At 68.3% G+C, this 22,195-nt stretch carries 18 protein-coding genes and 3 pseudogenes; 14 read left to right on the top strand and 7 right to left on the bottom strand.

The window, feature by feature from the left end; genetic code table 11:
* Positions 1–25: 25 nt before the first annotated feature.
* The 4 genes and pseudogenes from J5X86_RS36760 to J5X86_RS51245 all read left to right on the top strand — a co-directional run.
* A complete protein-coding gene (locus J5X86_RS36760) occupies positions 26–1,543 on the top strand; it encodes a sugar ABC transporter ATP-binding protein (protein ID WP_208520997.1) in 1,518 nt (505 codons plus the stop codon).
* The gene (locus J5X86_RS36755) at positions 1,527–2,531 is read left to right on the top strand and encodes an ABC transporter permease (protein ID WP_208520996.1); all 1,005 of its coding nucleotides are present in this window, start codon (positions 1,527–1,529) and stop codon (positions 2,529–2,531) included. Before J5X86_RS36760 ends, J5X86_RS36755 begins: the two co-directional genes overlap by 17 nt.
* A gap of 109 nt (positions 2,532–2,640) precedes the next feature.
* Positions 2,641–4,464 carry an ABC transporter substrate-binding protein gene (locus J5X86_RS36750; RefSeq protein WP_208520995.1) on the top strand — a complete coding sequence of 608 codons (1,824 nt, stop codon included), beginning with the start codon at positions 2,641–2,643 and terminating at the stop codon, positions 4,462–4,464.
* Positions 4,465–4,861: 397 nt separating this feature from the next.
* Positions 4,862–5,148 (top strand): annotated as a pseudogene (locus J5X86_RS51245) (integrase); the annotation flags it as partial.
* A gap of 420 nt (positions 5,149–5,568) precedes the next feature.
* On the opposite strand, the gene J5X86_RS36740 reads toward J5X86_RS51245, so the two are convergent.
* On the bottom strand, positions 5,569–6,153 hold the full coding sequence (locus J5X86_RS36740; protein ID WP_208520993.1) for a hypothetical protein: 585 nt from the start codon (positions 6,151–6,153) through the stop codon (positions 5,569–5,571).
* A gap of 521 nt (positions 6,154–6,674) precedes the next feature.
* On the bottom strand, positions 6,675–10,313 hold the full coding sequence (locus J5X86_RS52625; RefSeq protein ID WP_208520992.1) for a hypothetical protein: 3,639 nt from the start codon (positions 10,311–10,313) through the stop codon (positions 6,675–6,677).
* A 247-nt stretch (positions 10,314–10,560) separates the two neighbouring features.
* Between J5X86_RS52625 and J5X86_RS36730 the strand changes: the two genes are divergently transcribed.
* The 4 genes from J5X86_RS36730 to J5X86_RS36715 all read left to right on the top strand — a co-directional run bounded on the left by J5X86_RS36730 (position 10,561) and on the right by J5X86_RS36715 (position 13,372).
* Positions 10,561–10,713, top strand: coding sequence for a hypothetical protein (locus tag J5X86_RS36730; protein ID WP_208520991.1), 153 nt, complete (start codon positions 10,561–10,563; stop codon positions 10,711–10,713).
* 288 nt (positions 10,714–11,001) lie between these two features.
* Positions 11,002–11,556: a hypothetical protein gene (locus J5X86_RS36725; protein ID WP_208520990.1), complete on the top strand. Its 555-nt coding sequence runs from the start codon at positions 11,002–11,004 to the stop codon at positions 11,554–11,556.
* A complete protein-coding gene (locus tag J5X86_RS36720) occupies positions 11,553–12,692 on the top strand; it encodes a hypothetical protein (RefSeq protein WP_208520989.1) in 1,140 nt (379 codons plus the stop codon). The genes J5X86_RS36725 and J5X86_RS36720 overlap by 4 nt, the downstream gene beginning before the upstream one ends.
* A 485-nt stretch (positions 12,693–13,177) precedes the next feature.
* Entirely contained in the window at positions 13,178–13,372 is a 195-nt protein-coding gene (locus tag J5X86_RS36715) for a hypothetical protein (RefSeq protein ID WP_208520988.1), read from the top strand.
* Between the two features lie 18 nt (positions 13,373–13,390).
* Here the strand turns inward: J5X86_RS36715 and J5X86_RS36710 are convergent, their stop codons facing one another.
* Positions 13,391–13,825 (bottom strand): integrase core domain-containing protein, encoded by a 435-nt coding sequence (locus tag J5X86_RS36710; protein ID WP_208520987.1) that lies wholly within the window; start codon positions 13,823–13,825, stop codon positions 13,391–13,393.
* A 104-nt stretch (positions 13,826–13,929) separates the two neighbouring features.
* Here J5X86_RS36710 and J5X86_RS36705 point away from each other — a divergent pair, with 104 nt between their 5' ends.
* Positions 13,930–14,100, top strand: a complete 171-nt coding sequence (locus J5X86_RS36705) for a hypothetical protein (protein WP_208520986.1) — start codon at positions 13,930–13,932, stop codon at positions 14,098–14,100.
* A gap of 573 nt (positions 14,101–14,673) precedes the next feature.
* Here the strand turns inward: J5X86_RS36705 and J5X86_RS52140 are convergent.
* Positions 14,674–14,799 (bottom strand): hypothetical protein, encoded by a 126-nt coding sequence (locus tag J5X86_RS52140; RefSeq protein WP_279595605.1) that lies wholly within the window; start codon positions 14,797–14,799, stop codon positions 14,674–14,676.
* 163 nt (positions 14,800–14,962) lie between these two features.
* On the opposite strand from J5X86_RS52140, the gene J5X86_RS36700 reads away from it, so the two are divergent.
* The 3 genes and pseudogenes from J5X86_RS36700 to J5X86_RS36690 form a co-directional block, all read left to right on the top strand.
* Positions 14,963–15,643, top strand: coding sequence for a PepSY domain-containing protein (locus tag J5X86_RS36700; RefSeq protein ID WP_208520985.1), 681 nt, complete (start codon positions 14,963–14,965; stop codon positions 15,641–15,643).
* A 424-nt stretch (positions 15,644–16,067) separates the two neighbouring features.
* Entirely contained in the window at positions 16,068–16,703 is a 636-nt protein-coding gene (locus J5X86_RS36695; RefSeq protein WP_208520984.1) for a CBS domain-containing protein, read from the top strand.
* Positions 16,704–16,880: 177 nt separating this feature from the next.
* Positions 16,881–17,749: pseudogene (locus J5X86_RS36690) on the top strand (IS5 family transposase); the annotation flags it as partial.
* Positions 17,750–17,833: 84 nt separating this feature from the next.
* On the opposite strand, the gene J5X86_RS36685 reads toward J5X86_RS36690, so the two are convergent.
* Positions 17,834–18,148, bottom strand: coding sequence for a DUF1330 domain-containing protein (locus J5X86_RS36685; RefSeq protein ID WP_208520983.1), 315 nt, complete (start codon positions 18,146–18,148; stop codon positions 17,834–17,836).
* 79 nt (positions 18,149–18,227) lie between these two features.
* Here J5X86_RS36685 and J5X86_RS36680 point away from each other — a divergent pair, with 79 nt between their 5' ends.
* On the top strand, positions 18,228–18,950 hold the full coding sequence (locus tag J5X86_RS36680; RefSeq protein ID WP_308124826.1) for a TetR/AcrR family transcriptional regulator: 723 nt from the start codon (positions 18,228–18,230) through the stop codon (positions 18,948–18,950).
* Between the two features lie 98 nt (positions 18,951–19,048).
* Here J5X86_RS36680 and J5X86_RS36675 read toward each other — a convergent pair.
* Positions 19,049–19,888, bottom strand: a pseudogene (locus J5X86_RS36675) (IS5 family transposase).
* Between the two features lie 315 nt (positions 19,889–20,203).
* On the bottom strand, positions 20,204–21,214 hold the full coding sequence (locus J5X86_RS36670) for an aldo/keto reductase (RefSeq protein WP_208520982.1): 1,011 nt from the start codon (positions 21,212–21,214) through the stop codon (positions 20,204–20,206).
* Positions 21,215–21,464: 250 nt separating this feature from the next.
* On the opposite strand from J5X86_RS36670, the gene J5X86_RS53045 reads away from it, so the two are divergent.
* Positions 21,465–21,803 (top strand): transposase, encoded by a 339-nt coding sequence (locus J5X86_RS53045; RefSeq protein ID WP_374229327.1) that lies wholly within the window; start codon positions 21,465–21,467, stop codon positions 21,801–21,803.
* Positions 21,804–22,195 lie beyond the last annotated feature (392 nt).

Raw genomic sequence — 22,195 nt, 5'->3', positions numbered from 1 at the left:
TGACGCAACCGCAGCGGAGGCGGCCATGAACGACACGTCCGAACACGCGATCGTCGCCCGCGGAGCCCGCAAGGTCTTCGGCGGATCGGTCGCCGTCCACGGGGCGGACCTGGAGATCCGCACCGGTGAAGTGCACGCCCTCGTGGGTGAGAACGGCGCCGGCAAGTCCACGCTGCTCGGCCTGCTCAGCGGTCGGCTGGCGGCGGACCGCGGCACCGTGGAGGTCTTCGGGCACCGCCTCCACGGAGGCGACCCCCGGGAGAGCCGCGCCCACGGGCTGATCGCGGTCTACCAGGAACTGACGATGGTCCCGACCCTGTCCGCCGAGGCGAACGTCTTCCTCGGCCAGGTCCGGACCCGCCGCGGGCTGCTCGACCGCCACGCCATGCGACTGCGGTACGACGAACTGTCGGCCGAGCTGGACATCCGGATCCCGCCGACCGCACCCGCCCGCGACCTGTCGGTGTCCCAGCAGCAGATGCTCGAGATCATGCGCGGCGTCCAGAGCGACGGCCGGATCCTCGTCCTGGACGAGCCGACCGCCGCGCTCGCGGAACAGGAGCGCGCGACGCTCTACCGGGTGCTGCGCACGCTCACCGCGCGTGGCACCACGATCGTCTTCGTCAGCCACAACCTCGACGAGGTGCTCGACCTCAGCGACACCATCACGGTCCTGCGCGACGGACACGTCGTGCGCAGCGCCCCCCGCGCGCGGTGGACCCGGCCGGTCCTCATCGAGCACATGGTCGGGCGCAGCGTCGACCGGCTCGCGGAACGAGGGACCCACCCGCTGGGCGACGAGGTGCTCGCGGCCGAGGGGGTCTCGCTGCCGGGCGTCCTGGACGACATCTCGGTCACGGTCCGGGCCGGTGAGATCGTCGGCCTCTGGGGGCTGGTGGGCTCGGGGCGGACGACGTTCCTGCGGTCGCTCGCCGGAGCGGAACCCGGGTCGTCCGGCCACCTCCGGCTGCGCGGCGCGGCCCGGGACTGGCCCCGCAGCGTACGGCACGCCATGCGGGCCGGTGTGGTGATGGTGCCGGAGTCCCGCAAACAGGCCCTGGTCCTGGGCATGGACGGGACCGGCAACTACTGGCTGGGGCGGGCCCGCGGCCGGTCCCCCTTCCTCGACCGCCGCGCCGAGACGGCCGACGCGGGCGACACGGGCGAGTTCTTCGCACTCGACCGGTCACGGCTCGGTGCTCCGGTGCGCCGGCTGTCGGGCGGCAACCAGCAGAAGGTGCTGCTCGCCAAGTGGGCCGGGCACCGGCCCGATGTGTTCCTCATCGACGAGCCGACACGCGGCATCGATGTCGGCGCGAAGGCGGAGGTGCTCTCCTCGCTCGTCCGGCTCGCCCGCGACGGCGCGGCGATCCTCGTGACCTCCTCCGAACTGGAGGAGGTCCTCGCCATCGCGCACCGGCTCCTCGTCTTCGCCCACGGACAGGTGGTCCGCGACATCCCGTCCGGGCACCCCGAATTCGACGTCGACACCGTCGTACGTCACGGCTTCACCTCAGGAGCAACCGATGAACCGGTCCGCTGACCTCGCATCTCCCACCGCTGCGGCTGCCAAGGACGCCCGAGCATGCGGGCAGTCCGCCGGCGGGCACCTCCTGTCGCGGTACGCGATGATCGTTGTGCTCGCCGCGCTGGTCGTCCTGGCGACGGTGCTCTACCCCGGCTTCCTCTCGCTGGCGAACCTGCGCGACGTGCTGCTCCAGAACACGGCCGTCGGCATCATCGCGCTCGGAATGACCTTCGTGATCATCTCAGGCGGCTTTGACCTGTCCGTCGGCGCCACCTACGCCCTCGGCGCGACCGTCTCGGCGGGAGCCGCGATCTCCACCGGCTCGCCCACCCTCGGCATCATGGCGGCGACCGGAGCGGGGGCGGTCTGCGGCATCGTCAACGGGCTCCTGGTCGCGCGGCTGCACATCAACCCCTTCGTCGCGACGCTGGGCAGCGCTTCGATCATCTCGGGCATCGCCTTCATCTGCTCGAACTCGGCGCCCTTCATCGTCTCCGACCCGTACTTCAAGGTCCTGGCCCGCTCCAGCCTCGCCGGTGTCCCGACCCCCGTCTTGATCCTCGCCGCGACCTTTGTGGCCGGCGGGGTGCTGCTGGCGATGACCCGCTATGGCCGCAACGTCCACGCCATCGGCGGCAACCACGAGGCCGGCTGGCTCTCCGGGCTGCCGGTCGCCCGCCTGACCGCGAGCGTCTACGTGATGACAGGGCTGCTCGCGGCCTTCGCCGGCACGATCGACGCCTCACGTCTCGGGGTCGGGCAGGCCGACGTCGGCGCCAACATGGCACTGGACGCCATCGCGATCGTGATCGTGGGGGGTACATCGCTGCGGGGCGGCGAGGGTGCCGTCTGGCGCAGCGCCGTGGGACTGCTGGTCTTCGCCACCCTGACCAACCTCTTCTTCAGCCTCAACCTGTCGCAGAACTGGCAGCTCATCGCCAAGGGCGTGATCGTCCTCCTCGCCGTAGCCGTCGACTCGTGGTCGCGCAACCGCAGGGCGTGATGTCACGAACGTATGAAAATGCCGTCTCCGGGATCCGCGGGCCCGGCGCGCCTGGTTACGCTGTCGCCGCGGCCCCCGGCCCGCAGAGATCTCCTGAGAAGGAGCAGCCGTGTCTTCCTCAGCCGCTTCGACCGGCGCCCCGGCAGTCCACGAGATCGTGCTCGAGCCCGGCTCCGCCCTCACCGGTGCCCCGGGATCCGGGAGCGCCGTGGTCCCGGACCGGCTCGCCGGGCTGGTGGAGATGGCCGGCCGGGCCGGGCGGATCGCCGAGTTCGAGCTGTCGTTCTTCTGGCGAGCGGACCACGACGGCACGGGAGACCTGCTGTTCGCCACCGTACGAGCCACCGGGCCCGCCGCGCGCACCACGCTGTCGTGGGTGGAGCACGCCACCGTTCCGTATGGGATCACCGACCGCGAGCTCGACGTGGTCACGCTCCTGATCGGTGGCCTGAGCAACACGCAGATAGCCGACCGGCTGGGGACGAGTCCGCGTACCGTGAGCACGCACGTCGAGCGCATTCTCGCCAAGCTCGATGTCCGTACCCGCGCGGCCGCCGCGGCCCTGGCACTTGAGGAGAGCCTCCTGGTGCTGCCGGTCCCGGGCGGAACGGAGGGGTTTGAGAAGCTGCTCATGGGGATGGTGGGCAGCTCGGCTCCCGCCACCGGCCTTCCGGCCACCGCACGCCCCGGCGTGCGAAACGGTGTGGTGCGGTGCGGTCCCGGCCGGACCGGACCGCTGCTCGGCAAACGGCGGTCCATACGCCGACCGATCCTGCTCGGCGGCGCGTTTCCGGTCACCGGGCAGATCGCCGAGGACGGCAGGGAGATGCTGCGGGCCAGCCAACTCGCGATCGACGAGATCAATCGGCACGGGGGCGTCGCGGGCACGCCCGTCGAACTCGTCAGCGTGGACCTCGATATCAAGGACGCCGCCTCCATCGCGCGGGCGTTCCAGTACCTGGCCGGGCAGGACGTCGACGCGATGGTCTCGGGGTACCTGGGCGACCAGGAGGTCGCACACGAGATCGCGGCCGACCACGGCGCCCCCTACCTCCACGCCGCCACGCTCGACTCGATGACACGCCTGGTGGAGGACAACCCCGGGCGCTACGGCAACGTCTTCCAGATATGCCCCAGTGACACGTGCTACGGCCCGGGCTTCGTCGACGCGATGTCATGCCTCAGGAACAACCGGCAGGTTCCCGTCCGGTCCCGGTCGCTCGCCATCGTGCGCGGCCGCTGGAAGTTCGGGGACCTCGGCATCACCGCCGCAGCGGAACTGGCCGAGCGCCAGGGCTGGCGGCTGGACTACGTAGCCGACGACATTGTCGGCGAGAGGGCCTGGCGTGAGCAGGGCCACCGGATCGCGCAGCTGGCCCCTGCGGCGGTCATGATCGGTAGCTACTTCGCCGACGAGGCGATTCCCTTCGTACGGGGCTTCCTCACCAACCCGTCGCCGACAGTTCTCTACGCGCTCTACGCCCCCTCGATCCCGCGGTTCCGTGTCGAGATCGGTTCACTGGCCGAAGGGCTGCTCTGGGCGACGACCACAGGGACCTACTCCGACCCGGTCGCCCACCGGTTCACCGACCGGTACCGCAGCGCCTGGGCGGTCAGCCCCGGCCGGTCCCACGCGGGAATCGCGTACGACCGGGTCCGGATACTCGCCGGTGCCTGGGCAGCGAGCGACTCCCCGCGCGACTTCGCCTCCGTCACCGAAGCACTGCGAGAGTGGGTGCACCGCGGGGTCAACGGCACGTACAGCTTCGCCGGCGCGGGCCAGTCCACGCTGGCCTATCCCCTCACGACCTCCGATCCGTCGCTCGCGATGGCCCATCTGGTCTTCCAGATCCAGGACAACCGGCAGCGCATCGTCTATCCCGCTCCCTACACGGAGGCGCGCTTTCGCCTGCCACCGTGGTGGCAGGACTGAGCCCTCGTGTTTCGCACTTTTGGGATCACCGGGTCGGTGAACGGGTGTGTTGATGCGTGCGATCGGGTGGCGCGAGACCGTACTGCTCTTGGGATGTGACGGGTAGACAGGAGCATCGGCGGTGTCTGTTTCACCCAGTTGAGAGTGATCCGCCGATGCTTCCAGTGGGCACGATACCGCCGTCCTTGTCCGCTTTGCCGGCTGTCTGCCGTTCCTGCTTCACCGCTCCGACGTTCCGCACGTTCTGCGTTCTGCTGACCGGGCTGGCCGCGCAGACCCTGCGGGTGCCGGTACATCATCCACGCAGGTGAGAGCTTGATTAAAGATCTTCGACTTTGGCCGACCCTCGCCCCGAGGTCTTCACCTGCACAAGGCCCCGACGGCATCATGATCTGTCGTGCTGCTGCGCCTGGCCTACTCGCCGCGACCAACACCCTGGCCTTCCTACGCCTCCTGCCGATGAGCAACAGAGATAAAGACATCGAGATCCTCGTACTCCGTCATCAACTGCTGGTCCTGCAACGCCGGGCTGGCAAGCCGACCTTCACCGACACTGACCGCGCCATCCTCGCCGGCCTGCTCCACCACCTCCCCAAAGACAGACTGCGGCACCTTCTGCTGCTGGTCCGCCCCGACACAGTCTTGCGCTGGCATCGTGAACTGCTCAGGCGACACCATGCCGCGACCCGCCAACTACCTGTTCCCATCACGCAACAAGCCCGGCTCACCCACCTGGAAGTCCGCAAACGAGAGAGACTCGGTGGAACCCTCCAACCAGTATTAGCACGCCGCCTGAGCTGCACGTATGATTTATCGGCACCCGCAGAGCCGGATCCAACGGCCAGCTACTCGCCCGCCTTCGGCAACCAGTCCCCCGCTGCGGCGCCTCAGAGCGAGGCGCCGATGCCGACCCCCGCGCTCGATGCGGACGAGGTCCTGGCGGCGGCGCGCCGTGTACATGGGGCATGCACCGACCCGGACCACTTCTTCGAGCCCGAGGCGTCGAAGGAGAACCTGACCGTGGCCCTCAGCGCCGTACGCTACGAGGAACGCCCTCGCCGCCCTCCTGGCACGGCCAGTAGGCGGCGAATCCTCGGGGGGCAGCTACCCCTCGCCGAAGTACAACGGCGACAGCCTGGCGCCCCGCTCCGACTCATCCAGGTCAGGCGGCGTGACGTGGGCGAGGTCACCGTCGATCGGGATGTCGAACTTCCGGCCGATCTCGGCGATAGCGACTCCAACCCGGCCGCGCAGCAAACCCAGCGCCTGAAGCCCATACGCCCATTGGACCCGATCCCGATCTATAGCATATCGCTTCGGGTCCCGTCCCAGGGGCGGCTCGTCTGGCCATGTTCTTTCCATGAGCTTGCGTGCTGATTCCATATCGGTCAGCCACTGCCTCACCGCGGCGCGCATCGTACGCACTTGCTCCCGCAGTTCCTCGGACTCGCACTGCTCAACCTGCTCGCTCAGATAGGCGCGCAGCGCTTCGATGGATCCCCAACTCCCGTTTTCCTCTTCCAGGTCATAGGGCGCGTGGAGTACCCGGTGGTCCTCCAAGCGGAGCAGGATCGAACGTGCTCGCTCGCGCTCACTCTGGCTGAACTCCAAACTGGCGCTCTGACCGAAGAACGAGAAGCTGATCGTCTGCAACCGACCGCGCCAGCGCCAACGCCACCGCTTGAACATCCCACCCCCAGCTCGACATGAGAGCCAATCAATTACCGAGACACCTCGCAAGTCCCGGTGCGTCAGTTATCCCTAGAAGAGAGGCTCGTCGCTGTATCCCTGCCATGGGTCTCGTTTCCACTGGGATGCGCCGTCGGAGGGAACCTGGCGCGCCGACCTGTGCACTCCCGGTCCGAGCCCACAGTGATGAACTTACTCCGTACCGCCCGCCCGGGGCGTAGATCCCGCCGAAGCGCCTTCGACCGATATGAGCGGCCACCCCGTCCCTCCGCTGGCCGCGGTCTGGTCCAAGCGGTGGCGTGCTCCCGGCGCGCCGAGGGCTCAGCGCGCCGGGACCGCAGACCGGGCAGCGCACGACATTCTCAATCTCCCGGCCCAGGGTGTACCACAGGCCGATGGCGACGGCCTCCAGGCGGTGACGGTGCCACCGCAAGTGGAGGCGAGCGTTCGCCCGCCCGATGAGAACACGAAGCCCGAGGTGAGCTGGGCGGAGCCGGCGAGGGTGCGCAGCGGTATTCCCATCAGGCGCAGAGGGATTTCTCCAGCAGCTCCGGGTTCAGGTCTCTCCAGCGGTTGGCGCGGCTGAGGGCGCAGATGTCCGCTGCGGCCCGGTCCGCGTCGGTGTCCCACAGCCGGGCCGAACCGTCGTCGCTTGTGGTCACGATGCTGCGCCCGTCCCAGCTGAATCCCACGTACTCCAGCCAGCCTTTGTGGCCGCTGAGGACGGCTGTGGTCCGCCGCGCTGTCACGTCCCACAGGCGGACGGTGTTGTCGAAGCTGGCGCTGGCCAGCTTCCGCCCGTCTGGGCTGAAGGCGATTGAGGGGATGTTGTTGGAGTGGCCTTCCAGGGTGCCGGCCGGCCGACGGGACGCCACGTCCCACAGGCGCACCACAAAGCCCGCTCCCGCGGTGGCGAGCGTCTTGCCGTCCGGTGAGAACGCGGCCGTGAACAGGGCGGGAGCACGGCCGGAAAAGGTGGCCACGGGATGCTGCTCGGCAACGTCCCACAGTCGCACCGTGCTGCGGGTTCCGTAGTCGCTGCCGTTGTACGTGGCGGCCAACGTCCGGCCGTCGGGCGAGTAGGCGATGGCAGACAGCCCGCCGGTTTTCCCCCTCAGCACCCCCTTCTCCTGGTGGGTCTCGACGTCCCACAGCCGCACCGTACGGTCGTCGGAAAGTGTGGCGAGTGTCTTTCCGTCCGGTGAGAAGGCCGCGACGGTGTGCCCCTTGAATGTGGCCACCGCGTGACCGGTGGCCACGTCCCAAAGCCGCACGGTGCCGTCGTTTTCTACGGAGGCGAGTCTCCGCCCGCCCGGGGAGAACACGAGACTATAGGTGCGCTCGGCGGAGGTGGTGAGAGTGCGCAGCGGTCGTGGGTTCTTGGCAGTCCATAGGCGCAGTGAGTGGTCGGCGGTGGCAATCACTCGACCGTCGGAGGAGAGTGCCACCGATCTCACCGCGTCGCGGCGACCGCCGAGGGTGGCAGCTGTGCGGTGGGAGCGGGTGTTCCACAGCAGCACCTTTCCCTTTTCTTCGCCGTCGGGGGTGACCAGGGTGCGGCCGTCCGGGGAGAACGCAAGCAGGGGGCTGGTCAAGCTGAAGTGCGCACTGGTGACTGCAGTGCTGCGACGGGTCTTCACATCCCAGATCCGTACCTGATCGGCGCCGCCGGTGGCCAAGGTGCGGCCGTCCGGAGAGATCGCCAGCGCCGCAGCACGAGTGCTGAGGACGGCGGATGTGCGGCGAGCGCCGACGTCCCAGATCCGCACGGTGTGGTCGGTGCTCCCGCTGGCGAGAGTGCGTCCGTCAGAGGTGAAGGCAAGGGCGTTGACGGGTCCGGTGTGGCCCCGGAGGACGGCCGTGGTCCGCAGCCCGGCCACGTCCCACAGGCGGACGGTGCTGTCACCGCCGGCGCTGGCCAACGTCCGGCCGTCGCGCGAGAAGGCCACGGCAACCACATAGGCGGAGTGGCCGGTCAGGTCGGCCATTACGCGACCTGACCGCGCATCCCACAGGCGGACAGCCGAGCCGGTGGCCGCAGCCACGGCGTGGCCGTCCGCGGAGACCGCCACCGACATCACCGCGTTCGTGGGGCCCGGAAGAATGGCGGTGGTGCGCTGGGTGCGCAGATTCCACAGCCGCACGGTCCGGTCCTTTCCACCGCTGGCCAGGGTGCGGCCGTCTCGGCTGAAGGCGAGCGCGGAGACCCCCTCGGTGTGTCCGATGAGTGTGCCGCGCAGCCAATGGGTGCGCGCATCCCACAGTTTGATCGTGCGGTCCTCGCTCCCGGTGGCGATGGTCCGGCCGTCGGGCGAGTAGGCCACCGCATCCACGAATCCGGTATGTCCGGTGAGCTGGTTGGCCCTGAAGGCGGCATTGGCGCTGAGCAGGCTGCCTCTGGCCGCAGCGGTGTGAGCCAGCTGATAACCCTTCAGTGCCATGAGTGCTGCTGCCTCGGGCTGCTGGTCGCGCAACTCCCCCGACTGGGCGGCGTACTGACGGGAGATTGCCACCTGCTGCGCAGTCACCGCTTTGTGCCGCTGCTGCTCACTGGTCCGGTACTGATCCCAAGCAACCACGCCCGCGGTGAGGGCAAGGACGAGCAGTGTGGCAAGGGTGATCACGGCGCGGCGGGTACGGCGCTCATTACGGCGTCCGGCGGTGACCGAGGCGTCGAGGAAAGCGGCTTCCAGCGGGTTGAGTACCTCGTGTGACCGGCCGGTGAAAGCTTCGTCGGCCTGGACCAGGCGCGCACCGCGGTAGAGAACCCCTGCATCGCGGTCGAGCTTGTGCCAGGCGAGGGCGTCGTGGGTGAGCTGGCGGTGCAGGCGGATACGGTCGCGTTCTTCGCTGATCCAGCCCTGCAGACGGGGCCATGTGGTGATCAGCTTTTCGTGGGCGAGGCAGACCGTTCCGTCGTCGACGGTGAGCAGGCGGGCGCGTGCCAGCCGATCCAGAACGACGTCGGTGTCGGCCGTGGCCCCGGAGTCAGCGGCCGCGAATTCGGTGCGGGGGGTGGGGTGGTGGGTGTCCTCGGTCCCGTCGCCGGGAGCGATCAGGCGTAGCACGATGCGTCGGGCGAGGGTGGCCTGGGAGGGGGAGAGCTGGTGGTAGGCGTCCTCGGCGGTGCGGGCGATGGCGCCGCGTAGGCCGCCAGCTGCCTCGTACGCTTGGAGGGTGAGGATGTGTCCGCGGCGGCGGCGCCAGGTCTCCATCAGTGCGTGGGACATCAGCGGCAGCGCGCCGGGCTCGTCGGTGACCTCGTCGAGGATGTGGGCGGTCAGGTCGCGTTCCACGTTCAGCCCGCGCACCTGCGCCGGGCGCACGATGGCCGCGCGGAGCTGTTCGGTGTTCATTGGGCCGACCAGGAGGGTGGCGTCGTTGAGCGCGGCGGCCAGGGCGTGGTTCTCGGTGCACCGGCCCAGGAAGTCGGCGCGCAGCGCCAGTACCACCCGTAACCGGCTTCCGGGCTCTCGGGCAGCGAGTAATCGCTCCAGGAAGGCAACACGGTCATCGGGAGAGGTGCAGAGGGTGAACAGTTCTTCGAACTGGTCCACCAGCACCCAGGTATCTCCCCGGCCCTTGGCCGGTGCCAGCAGATCGACACGGTCCATCGGCTGGGCGCCGGGGGTGAGAACCCGCACCGCGGCCGGCCTCTCGTCCGCGTCCTGTTCGGGACGGCGGAGCCGGGGGATGAGGCCGGCGCGCAGCAGGGAGGACTTGCCACTGCCCGAAGCCCCCGCCACCACGCTCAGACGGTGCCGGCGAGCCATCTCCTCCAGCTGTGCGGTGGTCTCCTCGCGGCCGAAGAACAGCTCCGCATCACCCGGCTCGAAGCGCTCCAGCCCCCGGTACGGCGGCTCGTCGTCCTCCTCGGGCGGCCGCGGCACCGCCGTGATCTCCGCATCCGCCTGCTCCCACCGGTGCCGCCACTCCTCGGTGTCTCCGTGGCAGGCCCGCACATAGGCCAGAGCGACCGGCAGGGTCGGCAGCCGCTCACCACCCGCCGCCTGTGACAAGGTCGCGGCCGAATAGCCCGCACGACGGGCCATGCTCCGATAGGCGGGAGCACCCGCCTCGTCACGGAGCTTGCGCAACTCGTAGGCGAACCGCGCGACGGGCCCGTCCTGCGGATCGATCGGCTTCTCCGGACGCCCCACTCGCCCTCCCCTCCCCCGGCACAGTCCACCTGCCCCTTCAACCACCGTAAAGATCGGCTCGCGGCCACGGCAATGCCGCCGACACAAAGGGCCGAGAGCAGCCGGATTGATCAGACCAGCTCAGACGGGCTGCCAAACAACGCCCTGCCGGGTGAACTCGGTGATGTCCGGGCTGCGGGAGACACGACGGGGGACGTGCCGCACCGCAGCCCGGGCATCCAGCCTCGTCTCACATTGAGGAGTTGACGTGACGCGCACGAAGAAGACAGTCGTTCTCTGGGCCCTGGCCACGGGCATGTTCGCGACCTCGGCCAGCCCCGCGCTCGCCGAACGCAACCAGACCGTGGTCGCCGGCACGAGGAGTTGGGTGGCCGGACAATGCCTGCGCTGGGATGAATAACCCCTTTCACACCAAGTCCAACGTTCAGCGCGATAGCCCGTCGGCAGCACGAGGCGTTGCTGCGCTGTTGTCGCCACGGTGCGCCTTCGGCGTCGTGCCGGCGCGGTCCCGGGCTCCACCGAGCGGGGGCGGACACCGCAGACCGAACCGGAACGACCACCCCAGAGGTTGACCCAGCGATCGTTCCAGCGGATCGCCCAACGGAGCCGTCCAGCATGAACCCCTGGGCGATGACCAGGGCTTCCTGGTCAGCCGTACTCAACGAACATCGTAATGAACGGGGAAATAATGAGCAGTGATGACCTTCCGGAACCGAAGGACAACGAACTACCCCTACCTCCGGGCAAGCCGCTCAGTGATGGGCCGGTCGCCCCGCCCCCATCGAAGGCGCCGACGGGCGACCCGAACATCTACGATCCCGGGGCACCACCACCGAAACGGCCGCTGGCCCCCGGAGCGCAGGGCCCCGTACCGCAGAACCTCGCGATCGCGCCCGGTGTGCTGCGCGGCGCGGCGGGCGCGGCGGACCACGCCTACGACATCCTGCACAAGCAGGCGGCATCGCTGGAAGAGCCGACGACCACGGCGGCCAGGGCTGTTGACGGATTGGGGGTGGAGAGCGCGCTGACCCGCTCGCACCAACACTGGGAGAAGCAGGCGGGCACGGTCACCGCGTGGCTCGCCCACATCTCGGAGAGCCTGCGGCAGGCAGCCAACGTCCATGTGAAGCAGGACCTCGACACCAGCGGCATGTTCAGCAGCCGCAATCAGGATCCGATTCTCCAGGGGCAGGCCGCATCGCCCCTGGATCCGTCCGCCTCGTCGATCTGGAGGTACCTGTGACCTCCTCCTACTACGAGTCGTTTCGATCGGCCGACTTCGGGGCCCTGGACACCCTCGCCGACAACTGGAAGGACGTTCACGACAAGATCAAGAACCTGGACGACAAGATACGTGACCAGGTGCTCAGACCCCTGAAGGACAAGGGGTACTGGGAGGGCATGGCCGCCCCCTACGCCTGGGCGCAGATCGACGACGTCCAGCGCCAGGCCACCGCCGCCGCCAAGGTCGTCGATGCGGTGCGCAGGGCCCTCGAGGACGGGGCGGCAAAGCTGAAGGCCGTCCAGAAGAGGCTGCTCGAGGCGGTGAGGGGGTTCGGCGAGGAGGGGATGTGCGTCGGCCCCAAGGGCAAGGTGATACTGGGGAGCGCATGCGATGTGCAGGATAATCTCCCCGAAAAGGACGCCAAGAAGAGGGACGCCGCCCAACGGAAGCTCAACATGATCCTCCGGGACGGCTTTGAGGCCGACCAGAACCTGGCCATCACGCTCATGGACAACATCGGCCTGGACCTCTGGTTCAACAGCGGGAAGGTCCGCACCGATATCAACCACACTGGCAGTATCAGCACGGACCGCTTCGACCAGATTGGCCGTGAGCTCCGGGGCCTGGACCCCGACCCGGCACGGAACGACCTCACCCCCCGCAGGCTGCTGTTGCAATGGACGACCGGCACGGGTAGGCCCGTGTACCACTTCTCGCGGCAAGATCCGTTCGTTGAGCAGCTCCGCAAGAGCGAGAGCATGGACAAGATCCGCAGCGACACCATGGAGAAATGGAAGAACGGCCATCCGGAGGGCAAGCTCCACCATCGGATCAAGGGCAAGTCGCTCGTGGACCAGGCGCGTACTTACGGCAGGGATATGGCGGGGTTGTCAGGGGTCGACAACCTCTGGGGCGGCGACACCAACGAGGCACAGTCCCTGCTCGGCTCCTACGACATCGATTACGTCGTCAAGGGCACCGATCCCGACGGCAAGATCGTGGTGCAGTACACGGCGAAGAACGACACCGACATGGAGTCGTTCATGCCCGGCTATCAGAAGTCGCAGGAGAGGCTGAACCGTGAGGAGGGCTGGGGTGCGAATATCAAGGAACGCATGGTGTGGACCGAGCGCATCGATCCGGCCGACCACTGACACCTTCGATCGACATGACGAAGGCGATGGAAGCGCGTGCCGTCGGGCCGGCATGTCGTCAGCGAACCGTGTACGAGCACGCCGACACGCTGTTCATAGGGCTGCCCCCGGTTGCTCGTCAGGGAGCAGTGGTCCTTGTCAGAGTCGACGTTCGGGCGGCCAACATGCGGCAGCGAATCGAGCGCATTGAAGCGTACCTGTGCCGGACTGCCGCCGTACGAGGAACTGAGGAGCCTCGTACCCGACGAGGTCGAGGGCGAAGTGAGCCAGTACGGCAGCGTGCTGGAGCCTGATGAGGAGAGCCGTTCCATTCATGGTGAACTGCGCCGTCAGTTGGCCGGGCCACGGGTCGGTACGAGTGTGGGCCGTGGCGCTCCTCCCCCGGATGCCGATGACGTTGAAAACCGAGGACATCGTGCCCGGCGGTGACGACGGGGGGTTATGAGGCACCCGGGCTCACCGGCAGGGTCAGCGAGGACGGGCGGATGGGGATTGCCGCCGGGCGGCCCAGCGGACTCGACGGCCGGGTCCGCGAGGCCCCCGGAATGTACGTCACCGCCGATGCAGATCTGCCCGTTCCCACCCAGGGGAAGCAGACCGAGTACCTCGCCGACGTCCGCACCGCCGTTCGGGATCGCCAATGGGATCACGGCAATGCAGAACTACGGGGGCACCCCTGAAGGGTGTCGCTATTCCGATCAGGCTGCTGAGCTGGGCGTTTCCTGTGGATGTTGATGCGCTCGGGGTGACATGGTCCGGTACACGTTGAGCAGTCCGCCGAGTACCTGCGTGCGTCTGACCGTGGCGGCGGGTAGCAGGATGATGTTCGGGGCGTCGTCCGGGGCGCGCAGGTCCAGACTGCGGTGGGGCCGTCCGGTGTTGTAGTGCTCGGCGTACGTAGTGAGGACCGTGCGTAGGCGTCTTTCGCCGGTGACGAGGAGGCGGTCGGTGCATTCGGCGCGGGCTGTGCCTATCCATCGTTCGGCGAACGCGTTTGATCGGGGGATCTGCGGCGGAGTCGGGACGACGGCAGTGCCGTTGCCGGCGAAGACCGCGTCGAATGCGGCGGTGAACTTGCTGTCCCGGTCGCGGATGAGGAAGCGGAACCATCCGGCTCTGTCCTCGAGGTCCATGAGCAGGTTGCCGGCGAGTAGGTGACCCAGGCGCCGGTAGGGCAGGCGGTGACGCCCAGGACGTGAACGCGCCGGGTGGCGATCTCCATGACGAAGAAGAAGACGTGAGACGTTTCAGGAAGACGGTCTCCACGTGCATGAAGTCGCAGGCCAGAAGCGTGTCGGCCTGGGAGCGCAGGAAGGAGCGCCAGGTCTGCGGGGATGCCCGCTGCGGTGCGGGGGGCAAGCCGGAGCAGCGCAGGACGCGCCGGATCGTGGCGGCAGCAGCCCTATGACCGAGCCGTCGGAGTTCGCCTTGGATCCTGCGTATCCCCAGGTCCGGTTCTCTCGCGCCAGGCGCTGGATGAGCGCGACCGTCTCTTCCGCCAGCGGTGGTCGGCCGGGTCCGGTTGGGATCTGGCGCCATTTCCAGCGCACGAGACGGCGGTGCCAGTTCAGCACGGTGCCCGGGGTGACCAGCCGGTGGCGGCGCAAGACGGGTGGAGGTGCCGCGCGAGAGCGGAGAGCACGGCACGATCGGCCCAAGAGAGCCGCGGGCGCTCAACCTGTCGGCGCAACACAGCCACCTCATGACGAAGCGCCAGGATCTCGGCGTTGCTCGCGGCGGAAGAACGGCCCAGCAGGATAAGACAGCCCAGTAGCCGGCAGAAGATCAGATAGGGCAGTCGCAGACCCACGATCAGTGATCGTGCCCATACTTGGGCGAACGAAAAGCCCCAGGTCAACCACCGTACGGCAATAAAGACACCCTTCAGGCGTGCCAGAACGACAGAGGCGGGCACTTCGCCCGTCGGGCAGCACGACCATGCTGTTCGAGGTAGTCGGCGAGTCGGAATGTCGGCCCCGTGTCAGGTACTGGTACGGGAGGCGGCGTGGACGTCGATGAGGTCGCGGACGGTCCGCGGGGCGAGGTCGTTGGCGAGGAGGCCCAGCTCGAGGGAGCAGCACCCCACGAGCCCAGCGGGCACCAGCACGGTGGCCGCGGCCCCTTCGTCCGTTACGGGGCCTGAAGCTGAAGAGTGCTTCAGCACTTCAGGCTGCGTTCAGGTTCGGTTCGGCAACGTAGTGGGTGTCGGAAGGGCGCGACAGGGCCCGCCGGCGGAACGAACCGCACAACGATTCCGGAGGAACGTCCTCATGAAGGCCACAGCCAAGCGCACGCTCACCCCCCGTGCCATCGTCCTCGGCACGGCCGCCGCTGTCGCCCTGATCGGTGGCACGGGTGCCGCGAACGCCTTCGCGGACGACGACGGCCCCGCGCCGAAGTCTTCGGTCCAGCTCTCCCCCAGCGAGCACCACCTGGACGACACCGCCCAGGACCGCGCCCAGGTCAAGGCCGACAAGGTCAGCTACGACAAGGCCACCGCCAAGGCCCTCAAGGCCGTCCCCGGCACCGCGACCTCCGCCGAACTCGACACCGCGGACCGCAACGGCTCCCTCATCTGGGAGGTCGACGTCCTCGGCAAGGACCACAAGAACCACGACGTCACCATCGACGCGGGCAACGGCACCGTCCTGAACAAGCACACCGACCGCGACGACGACGCCGAGGACGCCGCCGAGACCCAGACCCTGCTCAAGGGCGACAAGATCGGCCACGGCAAGGCCACCGACCAGGCCCTGAAGGCTGTCCCCGGCACCGTCACCTCCTTCAGCCTGGATGACAACGACCGCAACGGCGCCGCCGTCTACGAGGTCGACGTCCTCGGCAAGGACCACAAGAACCACGACGTGACCGTCGACGCCGCCGCCGGCAAGGTCCTCAACCAGCACGTCGACCAGGACGACCGGGACGACAACGACGGCGACGACGACTGATCAGGCACCAGGCCGCCTGCCTGAAGCCTCCCCCAGAGCCCGAAGGGGCCGCGCCCGCCACTGTCCGGCGGCCGCGGCCCCTTCGTCCGTTCCAGGGGCCGGGCCCGTGGGCGTGGGCGCGGACGCTCAGTGAGCGGTCAGGAGGGCGGCCTGACCATCCCCCTTCGATAAGCGCAAGAGCCAGGCGCCCAGCGTGCCGCCATCTACCGCGCGCTCGGCCGCACTCCCGGCCGTAGGACCGCCGGCCTTCCCCGCCAGGCCGAACGTCAGTGGTCGCCGGAGCGGCGCGGTGCTGTCATAGGTAGGGAAGACGGCGTGGGCGAGCTGGCAGAGCCGCGGAGGTCAGCGCGCCGCGCGTGGTCCGCCCGGGCGGACCGGCCGCGGCCGCACCGCGCCCCGTCGCGAAGCGGAGGAGGCCGATACCATGCTGCGCCGCCGCACGGTCGGTGACGTGATGACCGAAGAGGTCGTCACCCTCCGGCCCGACACACCGTTCCAGGAAGTCGCCGCCCTGCTGGACGCGAACGACATTGCCGCAGCTCCGGTCGTCGATGACCACGGCGCCCCCCTCGGCATGGTGTCCGCGTCCGACGTACTGCGGCACGAGACCGGCATGCCCGACCCACAAGGGCAGGACGGGAACGACGAGCGCGCCTGGGGCAAGGCCCGGGCCCAGACCGCAGGCACGCTCATGAGCAGCCCCGTCTTCACCGCCCGCGCCGACTGGACCATCCCCCGCGCCGCGCGCGAACTCCGCAGGCGACACGTCAAGCAACTGCCGGTGGTCGGCGACAACAGGCTCCTTGGCATCGTCAGCCGCAGCGACCTGCTCGACGCCTTCATCCGCTCCGACACCGAGATCCGCGACGAGGTCGAGCAGACCGTCCTGGGCCGCATCCTCGGCCTGGACGAAGGCACCGTCGCGGTCGAGGTCCGCGACGGGGACATCACCCTTCGGGGCCACGTCCCGGAACCGCGTCTCATCCCGGTGGTCGTGGGCCTCTGCCAGGGCGTCGACGGTGTCGTCACCGTAGACGCCCACCTCGCCGCCGCGGACTAGGCGCCCACCCTGGGATTCCGGCCACAGCAGCCGCAGGCCAGCCACCAGGCGCAGCCGAGCAGACCCCGGCACGAAACCGTTCTCCGACTCCCCCGACTGCTCCAGCACGAGGCCATTTCTGATGACTCTTGGTGGACTGGGTGGATCTCGTGGTTGGTCGGGCAGAACGCCCGTATGGTGCGGCGACACGAGCTCACGGACGCGCACTGGCAGAAGATCGAACTCCCGCTGCCCGGCAACGGCAAGCCGGGCGGGGCAGCGGGCGGATCACCGCAGAGTGAACAACGGGATGCTTTTCCGGGCCCGGACGGGGCTGCCCTGGCCGGATCTGCCGGAACGGTACGGTCCCTGGCAAACCGTCTACAAGCGTCACCGGCGCTGGTCGGCCGACGGCACCTGGCAGATCATCCATCAGGACCTGCAGATCGAGGCAGATACAGGTGACCCGGACGAGGCGCTCGCCCGCCAGCTACCCCGGCAGGAGTGGACCGTGAACATCCACTCGACCTCCCACCCGGCGCATCAGCACGCGGCCGGCGCACCCCGCAAGCCCCCGGCCGACCACCCGCAAAAAAAAGGGGGGCGGGGCCCGTGAGGAGACAGATGAGCGCAAGGCGCTGGGACGCCCGCGGGGCGGGCTGACCAGCAAAGTGCATCTGCTCTCCCACGACCAGGCCCGCCCACTGCACCGGCTGACCTCCCCTGGCCAGCCCGGCGACAACCCGAGGTTCACCCCCGTGCTGAACGGCTTACACATCCAGCACCACAGCCCGGGCCGCCCGCGCAGCCAGCCGGACCAGGTGCACGGCGACAAGGCATACTCCAGCCACGACAACCGCAACAACCGCAACAACCTGCGACGCCCCAGCATCAAAGCCACCACCGCGCAGCCCGACGACCAGCGGGCCCACCACAAGCGCCGCGGACACTCCAGCGGTCGGCCCCCGGCCTTCGACAAGACCCAGTACCGTCACCACAACACGGTCGAGCAGAGCGTGAACAAGCCGAAACAGTCCCGCCCCGTGGCCACCCAATACAACAAGCGACGACTACACCCCCAACAACACCCTGACCGCCACCACGATCACCATCTGACACCGCGACACCGCCCAAAAGCCACCAGAAACACCCTAGGCCGGGAGGGAGAAGCCCTCAGGCGGCGCGCCCTCGACGAACAGCATCCCCACCCGAACCTTGTCCTCTCGTATCTCCCGGGCCCGCCGGTACTCGGGGGAGTCGTACCACTCCCGGATCCGGTCCATGTCGGGAAATTCGATGACCAGGAACCGGGAGGAGCCCCAGGTGCCTTCGACGGGCTTGGGCGTGGGGCCCGCGACCAGGTAACGGCCGCCGTGGTCGAGGATGGACTGCTGGGCCACGGGGGCGTAGGCCAAGCCGGCCTCCTCATCGATCACATCAGCGTTGACGATGACGTAAGCGGGCATGGGGGTTCCCCGTTTCCTTTGGACACGGCGTGTACTAATGTCACGGCAGAGGCTATTGCATCCCTGTAACCTTCTCAAGGTGGGCATCGACGAGAGCGAAAGCGTCACGGGTGTGATGAGCCGCCGGGAGCGGCTGCGGGTGGAGACGAGCAGGGAGATCAAGGCCATCGCGTTGCGGCAGATGGCAGAAGGGGGGCCCGGAGCGATCTCGCTGCGCGGCATCGCACGGGAGATGAGAATGACCGCTCGCGCGATCTACAGCTACTTCCCCACCCGGGACGACCTGATCACGGCACTGATCAGCGAAATCGCCGCCTCGCTTGCGGAGGCGGTGGAGACCGCCAGCAACGCCGTGCCCGACACCGACCCCGGCGGCAGGCTGCTGGCGTGGGGCCAGGCCCTGAGAGAGTGGGCGCTGGCGCACCCGGAGAGCTTCCGGCTCTTCTACGGCCACCCCATCCCCGGCTACCAACCCCCCGAGGACGGACCGGTGGACCGGACGGCACGCCGTGTATGCCGTGAGCTCACCCGCCTGGTGGCCGCCGCATGGCCCAACGCCCGCCACCGCCAGCCCGAGGACACCTCCTGGGCCGATCTTCACCCGGACTACGTCGCGAAGATCCAGGAAGACCTCCCGGACGTGCCACCCGCTGCGGCCGCGTTGGCGCTGCGCGTCTGGGGCCGGATGCACGGTCTGGTGGCCCTGGAGATCGACGGCCACATCCACCCGGTCGCGGGCAACCCGGCCGCCCTGCACCGCGCCGAAATGCTCGATTTGGTCAGGTCACTGGGCCTGGATTAGGTTCCACTCCGGGCGACCATGCGACTGTCTGACAGTCGGCTCGTTGTCCTGATGTGGGCCGGGGTGACTTAGAGATTCCGCGGGTAGAGGACAAGGCGTCATGGTCGGCGGGCTGGCCGTGTGTCCCAGCGTTGGCTGGTCCAGGCTTCGCGGATGAGGCGTCGGATCACGATGATCGCGGTCATCAACGCGAGCAGTGCGTTGATGACGACCGCTCGACGTTCCGTGCAGGACAGGGTGAAGTTGAAGCCGCGGCTGTACCAGGAGTTGGTGCGCTCGACGACCCAGCGGCGAGTGTGGTTGATCGGGATCACGACGCCCTTGGGCTGGATCCGCCACTCTCAGCCGAGATCGGTCAGCAGTTTGCGAGTGACCGTGGAGTCGTAGGCCGCGTCAAGGTGCACCGTGATCTGCTCAGGCAACGCGAGCTCGAAACGCCCGAGCATCTCTAGCGTCGGGCGCAGGAACGGGGAGTCGTGCCGGTTCGCGCCGGTCACGACACAGCCCAGCGGGATCCCGCGTCCGTCGGTCATCCCCGACCACTTGATCCCGAGTTTTCCCCGGTCAATCGGTGATTTCCCGGCGACCTCGCCACCGCAGGGCGCTTTGGTGATCTGCCCGTCGACGGTGATGTCGGCCAGGTCCAGGCCCACGACGCGGTCGTAGGTCTCCAACACGATCTGCTCCAGCCCTGCGAAGACACCGGCCGCGATCCACTCGTTGCGTCGGGTTCTCATCGTGGTTGCCGAGCACGATTGATCGGCGTGCTTCTCGTACGAGCCGCCGAAGACGAGTTTCGCGACGAGCTTGTCGAACACGATCCGGTCCGGGATCCGTGGGTTGTGACAGCCCCACGGATGTGTCTCGAGATGCGGTGGCAGGAGGGCCTCGAACTGGACCCACAAGGGCTCGATCGCCCATGCTTCGACGGCGGGCACCGGTGCTCCGTTTTCAGATGTAGAGACGTAGGAGTCCCACGTCAAAACGGATCCCGGGGCCCGCGTCACATCAGCCTGACGCCCCTACCCCCGAACCCTCTTACCAATTGACCAAACTCAGGAGCAGTCGGTGGACCTCAGCTACTTCGGTGCCCACGGGCACGTTCCGCTGCGCGTGGCCCTGCTGCTGGCCGCGGTGGCGGGCAGCGCGCGGGTCATACAGTTGCGCGCGACCGCCCGCAAGCACCGCCGGGCCGACCACAGGGCTGTGAAGCCGAGGCCAAGGACTCGTCGAAGGCCCGGCGGTAGCCCGGACTACCGGGAGCCCGCCACAGGGTGCGGCTTGTAGAAGGACTCCTCCAGGTAGGCGGCCTCGTGCGGCTGGTAGGGCTCCTCCAAGTAGGCGGCCTCGTCTTCGTCGAGTTCGACGTCCACCGCGGCGACCGCGTCGGCCAGCTGGGCCGGCTTGGTGACCCCGACGATGGGCGAGGTCACCGCCGGGTTGCGCATGACCCAGGCCAGGGCGACCTGGGCCGCGGACAGACCCCGCTTGCCCGCGATCTCGTGGACGCGCTCGGCCACTGCCTGGTCCCCGTCGCGGTAGAGGATCTTGCCGCCCTCGTCGGTCTCGGCACGCGCCGTGGCGGTGTCCCTGGCCCGCGTCAGCCTGCCCCGCGCCAGCGGGCTCCACGGGATCACGCCGATGCCCTGGTCGGCGCAGAGCGGGAGCATCTCCCGCTCTGCTTCTCGGTGAATGAGGTTGTAGTGGTCCTGCATCGACACGAACCGGGTCCAGCCGTTCAGGTCAGCCAGGTACAGGGCCTTGGCGAACTGCCAGGCGTGCATGGAAGAGGCTCCGATGTAGCGGACCTTCCCGGACTTGACCGCGTCGTGCAGCGCCTCGAGGGTTTCCTCGATCGGGGTGTCGTAGTCCCAGCGGTGGATCTGGTACAGGTCGATGTAGTCGGTCCCCAGTCGCTTCAGAGAGGCGTCGAGCTCGGCGAAGATCGCCTTGCGGGACAGCCCGGCGCCGTTCGGGCCGGGGCGCATCCGCATCCAGACCTTGGTGGAGAGAACGACCTCCTCGCGCCGGGTGAAGTCCTTGACCGCCTTGCCGACGATCTCCTCGCTGCTTCCGGCGCTGTACCCATTGGCCGTGTCGAGGAAGTTGACGCCGCCCTCGAGGGCCTGCTTGATGATGTCCCGGCTGGCGTCCGCGCCCAGCGACCAGGGCTCGCCGCCCCGGTCCGGCTCGCCGAAGCTCATACAGCCGAGGGTGATGGCGGAGACTTCCAGTCCGGTCGTTCCGAGTTTGATGTATCGCATGCTTCCGAACCTAGGATTTGAAGTGCGCTCTAACGCAAATACGTCTCGGTCCGGAATTCGGAGGCGTGGGGCATGTGCGCCCTGTCAGGTTTCGACCGTTTCGGCCAGACGTACCAGAGAACCCAGTGGTAGCGAGTAACAAACTGTCAATTCTCGGCCGAGCGCGTGGGGCACTACTCAGCCCCCCCCCGACGGCAAACCGCCCTCGCGGGTCCGTCGCCACGACCGATCATCGCTCGATCACTAAGAGATTCCGCTGGTCCGGGCGGCGGTATCGCGGCGCTCGCGACGGCGCCCCTACCCGCGGCATCTCTTAACTGACGAGAAGTGGGAGCGATTGCGCCCGTTCCTGCCGGTCAGCAACGGGCGTTGTGACAGGCGGCGCGATCACCGGCAGGTGATCAACGAGGTCTTGCACCGGGTGCGGACTGGGGTGCAGTGGCGTGACCTGCCAGAACGATACGTGCCGTGGAAGACGGTCTACGAACGGCACCGGCTGTGGTCGGCCGACGGCACCTGGGAATGTCTCCTGCAGCGGGCCAGGCTGCGGCGGACGCCGCCGGGGAGAGCGACTGGGACATCGCGGTGAACTCCACCATCATGTGCGCACACCATCACGCGGCCAGAGCCCGCACCGCGCCGTCACCGGCGCCGCACGTCTCAAAGGGGGCCGCAGCCGTGGAACACCAGAACGAACCGCCATAGCTCGGCCTGCACGCCGGGCTGGTGGAGGTGGTGAAGCAGGCGAGGGACTGACCCGGTCCCGAGGCGGCTTCACCACCAAGGTCCACCTGAGTGCGGAAGGCCGCTGCCGCCCGCTGTCTCTCATTGTCACGCCCGGCCAGCGGGCCGACTGCACCCAGTTGGGGCCGGTGTTAAGCGGCTGCTGCGTCGCGGCGGTGTGGGTGCCGAAAACCTCATCCGTAGGCTGTGACCTGCAGGATTAAGGATGCGGCTGAGAGTCACCGGGCTGGTACGCCA

Source organism: Streptomyces sp. NEAU-YJ-81, assembly GCF_017592595.1.
Lineage (GTDB): Bacteria > Actinomycetota > Actinomycetes > Streptomycetales > Streptomycetaceae > Streptomyces > Streptomyces hygroscopicus_B.
This window is presented reverse-complemented; position numbering and strand designations above follow the sequence as displayed.

Excerpts from the sequence above, each read along its gene's own strand:
- J5X86_RS36715 (WP_208520988.1), top strand. The coding sequence starts at position 13,178 with ATGGGGATTGCCGCCGGGCGGCCCAGCGGACTCGACGGCCGGGTCCGC.
- J5X86_RS36755 (WP_208520996.1), top strand. The coding sequence starts at position 1,527 with ATGAACCGGTCCGCTGACCTCGCATCTCCCACCGCTGCGGCTGCCAAG.
- J5X86_RS36685 (WP_208520983.1), bottom strand. The coding sequence starts at position 18,148 with ATGCCCGCTTACGTCATCGTCAACGCTGATGTGATCGATGAGGAGGCC.
- J5X86_RS36740 (WP_208520993.1), bottom strand. The coding sequence starts at position 6,153 with ATGTTCAAGCGGTGGCGTTGGCGCTGGCGCGGTCGGTTGCAGACGATC.
- J5X86_RS36700 (WP_208520985.1), top strand. The coding sequence starts at position 14,963 with ATGAAGGCCACAGCCAAGCGCACGCTCACCCCCCGTGCCATCGTCCTC.
- J5X86_RS36670 (WP_208520982.1), bottom strand. The coding sequence starts at position 21,214 with ATGCGATACATCAAACTCGGAACGACCGGACTGGAAGTCTCCGCCATC.
- J5X86_RS36710 (WP_208520987.1), bottom strand. The coding sequence starts at position 13,825 with ATGGACCTCGAGGACAGAGCCGGATGGTTCCGCTTCCTCATCCGCGAC.
- J5X86_RS36695 (WP_208520984.1), top strand. The coding sequence starts at position 16,068 with ATGCTGCGCCGCCGCACGGTCGGTGACGTGATGACCGAAGAGGTCGTC.
- J5X86_RS36760 (WP_208520997.1), top strand. The coding sequence starts at position 26 with ATGAACGACACGTCCGAACACGCGATCGTCGCCCGCGGAGCCCGCAAG.
- J5X86_RS36725 (WP_208520990.1), top strand. The coding sequence starts at position 11,002 with ATGAGCAGTGATGACCTTCCGGAACCGAAGGACAACGAACTACCCCTA.